Here is a 6,681-nt window from a genome sequence, read left to right as displayed (position 1 = left end):
TATCCGCCATAGCTCAGTTGGTAGTAGCGCATGACTGTTAATCATGATGTCGTAGGTTCGAGTCCTACTGGCGGAGTATAGATTGAAACGTTCAATTGAGCGTTTTTTTATTTATAAATATAGTGGATTGTTGAAATTTCAAATTTTAATTTTTAAATCTGTAATTACCTCTTTATTTTATTTATAGTTCGTTTAGCTTTAAATTCTTCTTTTATAGGATTTGAAGCTTTTTTAGTTCCTTTTTTTGTTAGACTAGTGTTACTAATAAGAAAGGGAATTTTTATATGCTTCAGAAATTTTATGATCGAGCATTTGTCTTTTTGAAACTAGTTGAACAAGAATATGCCTCTTTAGGCCAGAGTTGTTCAGAGTGGGAATCACTTCATCTCCGTTTTTTACTATATTACTTAATCCGATTTAAAATTAAAAGTGATAGGGACTTTTCTCTATATCACTTTAGAACAGCTTATCGTCTATATCTAGAGAAATTACTGCAAGGTGGTACAACTCTCATCCAATAGGAAGTATCTATATCATAATTACGAACGATTGTTGTGGATATATTTTAAAAAATATAGAATTAGCTTATAATCAAAGGTTTTTATATTTAGAAATGAAAGAATTTCCAAATCTTTTCTACTGTTTCTTCTTGATAAAATAGTGTTTTTTTCTTATAATAAATTGTAAGATATAATTGTGGGTGAAATTCCTGCCATGTATATGAGAAAGGACGAGCTCCTAGTAGCTCAGACGAATTTTATTATGACTTCAGTTGTTGTTGTAGGTACCCAGTGGGGTGATGAAGGTAAAGGGAAAATTACAGATTTTCTTTCTGCTAATGCAGAGGTAATTGCTCGTTATCAAGGTGGTGATAATGCTGGTCACACGATTGTGATCGATGGTAAGAAATTTAAGTTGCACTTGATTCCATCTGGAATTTTCTTTCCTGAAAAAATCTCTGTTATTGGGAATGGGATGGTCGTGAATCCAAAATCCCTTGTGAAAGAGTTGACTTATCTTCATGAGGAAGGTGTGACAACTGATAACTTGCGTATTTCTGATCGTGCGCATGTTATTTTGCCTTATCACATTGAGTTGGATCGCTTGCAGGAAGAAGCTAAGGGTGACAATAAGATTGGTACTACAATCAAGGGAATCGGTCCAGCATATATGGACAAGGCTGCTCGTGTTGGAATTCGTATTGCAGATCTTTTGGATAAGGATATTTTCCGTGAACGTTTGGAACGCAATCTTGCGGAGAAGAATCGTTTGTTTGAAAAATTATATGATAGTACCCCTATTTCAGTTGACGATATTTTTGAAGAATACTATGAGTATGGTCAACAAATCAAGCAATACGTGACAGATACATCCGTTATCTTGAATGATGCGCTTGATAATGGCAAACGTGTGCTGTTTGAAGGTGCGCAAGGTGTTATGCTAGATATCGACCAAGGTACGTATCCATTTGTTACGTCGTCAAACCCTGTCGCTGGTGGTGTGACAATTGGGTCTGGTGTTGGTCCAAGTAAGATTGACAAGGTTGTAGGTGTATGTAAAGCTTATACGAGTCGTGTAGGGGACGGACCTTTCCCAACTGAATTGTTTGATGAAGTGGGAGATCGCATCCGTGAAGTAGGTCATGAATATGGTACAACAACTGGTCGTCCACGTCGTGTGGGTTGGTTTGACTCAGTTGTAATGCGTCACAGCCGCCGTGTATCTGGTATTACCAATCTTTCATTGAACTCTATCGATGTTTTGAGTGGTTTGGATACTGTGAAAATATGTGTGGCCTATGATCTTGATGGTCAACGTATTGATTACTATCCTGCTAGTCTTGAGCAGTTGAAACGCTGCAAACCAATCTACGAGGAATTGCCAGGTTGGTCAGAAGACATCACTGGGGTTCGTAATTTGGAAGATCTTCCTGAGAATGCGCGTAATTATGTTCGTCGTGTAAGCGAGTTGGTTGGTGTTCGTATCTCAACTTTCTCAGTAGGTCCTGGTCGTGAACAAACCAATATTTTAGAAAGTGTTTGGTCATAGGAGATTTTTAAGATTAGTTTAAGACAGGTTGGGTATACTATAGACAGTTACAAGAAGACCTCCTAACTTGTTGTAACAAATATCCTAAACTTTTCTTTTTCATAATAATCTCCCTATTAAGTCACCGCATTCGGTGGCTTTTTTTGTGTTGAGAATCATGATATAATAATAAAATCGAAAAGTAGGAAAAGAGAAAAACGATGAATTATACAGTTGAAGAAAAAGAAGCCTTTATGAGAGAGGCTTTGAGAGAGGCTGAGATTGCCTTAGAACACGATGAAATTCCAATTGGTTGTGTGATTGTCAAGGATGGAGAAATCATTGGTAGGGGGCATAATGCGCGCGAGGAGTTGCAACGGGCGGTCATGCATGCAGAAATCATGGCTATAGAGAATGCGAATGTGAGTGAGGAGAGCTGGCGCCTGCTCGATTGTACGCTTTTTGTGACCATTGAGCCTTGTGTCATGTGTAGCGGGGCGATTGGGCTTGCCCGTATTCCAAAGGTAGTCTACGGGGCTAAGAATCAGAAATTTGGTGCAGCTGGAAGCTTGTACGATATTTTGACAGATGAGCGTCTCAATCATCGTGTAGAGGTAGAAACGGGAATTTTGGAAGATGACTGTGCAGCGATTATGCAGGACTTTTTCCGAAATCGACGGAAAAAATAATTTCTCTTTAAAAACAGAGGGGAATGTGGTATAATGAATAGTGGAGCAACAGTTCTGCGTGAAGCGGGTCAGGGGAGGAATCCAGCAGCCCTAAGCGATGTGAATTGTGTGCTCTTTTTTCGTGCACTTTAAAAACCCTTTAAAATCAACACTTTAAGGGGTTTTTGTTTGTCTTATGTGATAAAAAGGGGCAGACGAGGGGCAGAATTAAAATTTTATCTTGTCTAACTTGCTAGATATGTCTGATACCATTTTTTGAGTGACATGGGAATAAATCTCTAGTGTGGTCTTTGAGTCACTATGTCCTACTCTATCCATGATGGCAGTCAAGGGGATACCTAATTCAGCAAGTAGGGATATATGAGAGTGTCTGAACATATGTGTAGTGATGTTCTTATCTATGCCAATTTTCTGGCCATGTCTTTTCAATGCACCAATAACCCGGGCATTTGTTATTGGCTCTCCTAAAGTATTTATAAAAATAAAATCTGTATCAAATCCATTTGTCGCATTCTCTATTATCTGCTCTTTGATGATGTCTAACACTTTTTGAGGTGCTGTTATAACCCTATCGGACTTGATTGTCTTTGGTGTAGTCCTCTCTTTTTGCCTGAAATCGTATGTATGTTTGATGTGAATGGTCTTTTTAGAAAAATCTATATCCTCCTTATAATTTAAGGCAGCAAGCTCTCCATATCGCATGCCAGTAAGAAAAAGAACTTTAGCTATTCGGATATATTTTGTAATTCGATAATCACATAGAGCCTCTTCTTTTAAATTTTGGATGAATAACTTAAACTCTTTTTGATCTAAGTATTTTGTATTTTTCTTTCTGAGATCGTCAGTTGTAATTAATTTTCTAGGCATTTCAACAAATAGCATTTCATTTGTATCGATGTAATTCATTCTGACCGCGAATTTCATTATCTGATTGAGTTTGAACTTGATTTTAGAAACATAGTTATGAGATCTCCCATCTTGTAATAGTTGATCTATTACTTTTTGTAATAAACGTCTATCAATATTTCTAACTAGGTAGTCGCCCTCTATCTGCTTTAAAATCTCTTTTTTTACATTTTTTGAAGCATAGACTGTTGAATTTTTAACACCATGTTTCCAATTTTCCTCAAATTCCTCATATAGTTTTTCAAAAGTTATATTAGAAACAGAATGTTGTTTTTCCCCTAATTTTTGATTTATCTTCTCTTGCAACAAGATGGCGGCTTGATTTCTTGCTTGTGGAGTTTTCTTCTCCATCGTGACTGAGACTTTTTTTAATTTCTCAGTATATGGATCTTTGTAGCGCTCAAAAAATTTATATTTGCCGTTTGGCAATTCTTCCATCCACATTGATTTTACCTCACTTTTTTGATAAAATGGGTATAGTAAAGAGGGCTTTTTAATGCCTTTTACTATACATGATTTCCTCACACTCAGAGTCGCCAAACTTTGCGAGTGTGGGGATTTTTTCATTTATGAATTATGGACGATAACATCCAAGGCTCCCATGATTCGCTGAGCGTTCTCGACGGCTTCTTTGTATTCTTTCGAAGTGTTCTTTACTGGCTTTCTAATCAAGTCAATAAATACGACTGGTTTAGTGAAGTCATTTGAGGTTACACGGACTGTCATGTTTAAAATTTTAGAAGTTGATTTTCTTTTCGCAACAATACCGCCTGCGACAGCGCCAATCGCACCAAACATAGCGCCTGCAATCAATGCTTGACCAACTCCTCCAGAAACAACAGTTTGATTATTGATAATCAATTCGTACGATACTAAATCCTCGAACGAATACCAATCTGTGTCATTCTTATCTTTCTTGATCAAGGACGGTATCAAAGACAATCCCATCGTTCCCATTGCAAGCCCTGCTTTTACCGAGCCTTTAATTGTTCCTCCGACCAATCCAGAAGAGCCTTTTGCTTTTTGAGCTCCATGAATACGATAGGTACGATTATATCTATCGATCTCAAGTGGTCCGATTTTGTCCGTTTTTCTGCTTCGTGGAGCAGGTGATGGAGAAGCCGTTTTATTGACGGGCTGAGGTTGTTCAGTCGGTTCTTGGTTAGCGATAGAATAACCGCAATTTGGACAGAACTTGTAACCTTCTACTGGATTGCCACATTCAGGACAAAATTTCATAATAACCTCCAAAATAATAACTATTTAAAATCTTTATGCTCTTTTTTCTTGCCCATAGCCGACGAGGTTATGGGTTTTTATTTTTCTCAATACCTCGCCACAATGCACCAGCTATCACATCTGCTTTTAACATTACACGTCAATATTATAATATTGTTGTAAGATATTGTTCCCTTGTTTGTATTTTGTAACGAGGTCAATAGCTGCTCGTCGTTGCTGTTGATCGTCCAATAAATATTCATCATAGCTCAATATCCGATAATGAACAAAATCAACTAATCGATTAAAAAGGGCGTTATCGCTGATTATATTTGCTTGTTTAATTTGCTCGTATGAGTGCTTGTTTTTGAGGTGCCAGACCATGCGCTCATTATTGATGTAAAAGAGAGAGGCCATGGTGTTAGCCTCTATTTCTAGCGGATTGCTCTGATAGTTGTTAGCGCAAGCGAGGGCGACCTCATCAGAACGGCCCGTGCTAAAATGGGCTGCAATATGGGCTAATTCATGCAAAATGGTAAAGATAACCCGTCTTTTGATATGTGTTTGATTGATATAAACAAGGTACTTTTCTTTTTCTTTGCTATAAATGGTAAAGCCGTCATTGTGTTTACAGATGATATCATCCAAGTAGGTAACATCTGGATGATTGACAAGCCCTCGATATCTAATGTATTCAGACCCAAGTAGACCGGCTGAAGGAAGCATAGGAAACGGGTCCTTTTCAAAGAAGATAAAATGAAGGTTGTAAGTCTGTTCAAAGTAACGGATAATGTGCTGAAAAGTAACTTGTTCAAGTGGAATATTATTCTGTCGAGAAACTGCTTCGATCACCGGGACGGCGTAATCCCAGTGTTGGATGTACTGTCTACGGGAAATAATTTCTCTAGCCATAATTACCTCCACTTACTGTCATCGTCCATCAGGGTTTTAGCAGTTACCATCAAGCTTTCAATCGCCTTATTAAAACGAACCTTTTCTTCCTCGGTCATGTTCTGGGTCTGATTTCTGAACGCTGCGACAAGTTCAGTCTCAGCTGGACCAAGATATGCATTTGCCTTGTCATCCTTTGCAATAGCAGGATTATCTGTCCGTCCGAGTAAATAATCGGTGGATACGTTGAAGTAGTTAGCAATTTCTGCGATACGCTCAGCATTTGGCGTAGAGTTTTTTATCTTATACAGTGTATTTCTGCCATAACCCAAGTCTTCTTCGACTTGCCCAAGAGCTTTTCCACGCTTTTTTGCTAATTCTTTAATTTTTTCAAATGTCTCAAACATTGTTAAATCAACCTTTCTAAGACATTACAAAAAAATTTAACAAATTTGGTGTAAAAAGATTGACTAATTATCCCAAATGGTGTAAAATGTTTTTTGTAAGTAAGAAATAACTAAAAAAACAACTAAGAAAATAAATTATAAAAATGTTTTGGCGAACGGTATTTATAGATTTATCATTGTTTTTATTATGCTTTCATTTTAGCCAATTTGGTGTGAGTTGTCAAGTGTAATGCAGAAAAATAGTTAAAAATTTAGTTGTTTCTTATTTACATAAAGTGTAAAAAGGAGGAACGCATATGCCAGATATCGCAAACGGTCGTGAAAAGGTTAATGCTTTCTTAAAAGAGAAAGGCATTAAAAAGACAACTCTAGCGGTTGCTTACGGCTTTAAGCGACAGGAAGTAACAAACATTCTAAGTGGGACGACAAAAGGTCCACGAGCGAACAGTTTCATTCTTCAGGTTATTGAAGATTATGGGATTGAGTAGCACAAAAAAAGCACCTAACAGAAGTCAGGCGCATATCAAAATAACTAACTGAAT

General features: G+C 37.4%; 8 protein-coding genes, 1 tRNA gene and 1 other RNA gene. 6 read left to right on the top strand and 4 right to left on the bottom strand.

The window, feature by feature from the left end; translation table 11 throughout:
- Nucleotides 1-2 precede the first annotated feature (2 nt).
- From M1F63_RS09535 to ffs, 5 genes are all read left to right on the top strand, one after another.
- Nucleotides 3-76: transfer RNA gene (locus M1F63_RS09535), tRNA-Asn, on the top strand.
- Nucleotides 77-284: 208 nt separating this feature from the next.
- A complete protein-coding gene (comW, locus tag M1F63_RS09530) occupies nt 285-521 on the top strand; it encodes a sigma(X)-activator ComW (protein ID WP_000939513.1) in 237 nt (78 codons plus the stop codon).
- Nucleotides 522-762: 241 nt separating this feature from the next.
- Nucleotides 763-2,049, top strand: coding sequence for an adenylosuccinate synthase (locus tag M1F63_RS09525; RefSeq protein ID WP_084859381.1), 1,287 nt, complete (start codon nt 763-765; stop codon nt 2,047-2,049).
- Nucleotides 2,050-2,249: 200 nt separating this feature from the next.
- Complete coding sequence (gene tadA, locus M1F63_RS09520) at nt 2,250-2,717, top strand: tRNA adenosine(34) deaminase TadA (protein WP_001110098.1); 468 nt, start codon at nt 2,250-2,252, stop codon at nt 2,715-2,717.
- A 32-nt stretch (nt 2,718-2,749) separates the two neighbouring features.
- Nucleotides 2,750-2,848, top strand: an RNA gene (gene ffs, locus M1F63_RS09515) — signal recognition particle sRNA small type.
- A gap of 76 nt (nt 2,849-2,924) precedes the next feature.
- Here ffs and M1F63_RS09510 read toward each other — a convergent pair.
- The 4 genes from M1F63_RS09510 to M1F63_RS09495 all read right to left on the bottom strand — a co-directional run bounded on the left by M1F63_RS09510 (nt 2,925) and on the right by M1F63_RS09495 (nt 6,139).
- Nucleotides 2,925-4,067: a tyrosine-type recombinase/integrase gene (locus tag M1F63_RS09510; protein ID WP_486679354.1), complete on the bottom strand. Its 1,143-nt coding sequence runs from the start codon at nt 4,065-4,067 to the stop codon at nt 2,925-2,927.
- A gap of 123 nt (nt 4,068-4,190) precedes the next feature.
- Nucleotides 4,191-4,862, bottom strand: a complete 672-nt coding sequence (locus M1F63_RS09505) for a zinc ribbon domain-containing protein (protein WP_247941294.1) — start codon at nt 4,860-4,862, stop codon at nt 4,191-4,193.
- 132 nt (nt 4,863-4,994) lie between these two features.
- Nucleotides 4,995-5,753 (bottom strand): ImmA/IrrE family metallo-endopeptidase, encoded by a 759-nt coding sequence (locus M1F63_RS09500; RefSeq protein ID WP_247941293.1) that lies wholly within the window; start codon nt 5,751-5,753, stop codon nt 4,995-4,997.
- A gap of 2 nt (nt 5,754-5,755) precedes the next feature.
- The gene (locus M1F63_RS09495; protein WP_247941292.1) at nt 5,756-6,139 is read right to left on the bottom strand and encodes a helix-turn-helix domain-containing protein; all 384 of its coding nucleotides are present in this window, start codon (nt 6,137-6,139) and stop codon (nt 5,756-5,758) included.
- Between the two features lie 296 nt (nt 6,140-6,435).
- On the opposite strand from M1F63_RS09495, the gene M1F63_RS09490 reads away from it, so the two are divergent.
- On the top strand, nt 6,436-6,627 hold the full coding sequence (locus M1F63_RS09490) for a DNA-binding protein (protein ID WP_001112858.1): 192 nt from the start codon (nt 6,436-6,438) through the stop codon (nt 6,625-6,627).
- Nucleotides 6,628-6,681 lie beyond the last annotated feature (54 nt).

The organism is Streptococcus oralis (assembly GCF_023109155.1).
In the GTDB taxonomy this organism is placed as follows: Bacteria; Bacillota; Bacilli; order Lactobacillales; family Streptococcaceae; genus Streptococcus; species Streptococcus oralis_BZ.
This window is presented reverse-complemented; position numbering and strand designations above follow the sequence as displayed.

Coding starts and splice junctions, on each gene's coding strand:
- comW (WP_000939513.1), top strand. CDS start 285: ATGCTTCAGAAATTTTATGATCGAGCATTTGTCTTTTTGAAACTAGTT.
- M1F63_RS09525 (WP_084859381.1), top strand. CDS start 763: ATGACTTCAGTTGTTGTTGTAGGTACCCAGTGGGGTGATGAAGGTAAA.
- tadA (WP_001110098.1), top strand. CDS start 2,250: ATGAATTATACAGTTGAAGAAAAAGAAGCCTTTATGAGAGAGGCTTTG.
- M1F63_RS09510 (WP_486679354.1), bottom strand. CDS start 4,067: ATGTGGATGGAAGAATTGCCAAACGGCAAATATAAATTTTTTGAGCGC.
- M1F63_RS09505 (WP_247941294.1), bottom strand. CDS start 4,862: ATGAAATTTTGTCCTGAATGTGGCAATCCAGTAGAAGGTTACAAGTTC.
- M1F63_RS09500 (WP_247941293.1), bottom strand. CDS start 5,753: ATGGCTAGAGAAATTATTTCCCGTAGACAGTACATCCAACACTGGGAT.
- M1F63_RS09495 (WP_247941292.1), bottom strand. CDS start 6,139: ATGTTTGAGACATTTGAAAAAATTAAAGAATTAGCAAAAAAGCGTGGA.
- M1F63_RS09490 (WP_001112858.1), top strand. CDS start 6,436: ATGCCAGATATCGCAAACGGTCGTGAAAAGGTTAATGCTTTCTTAAAA.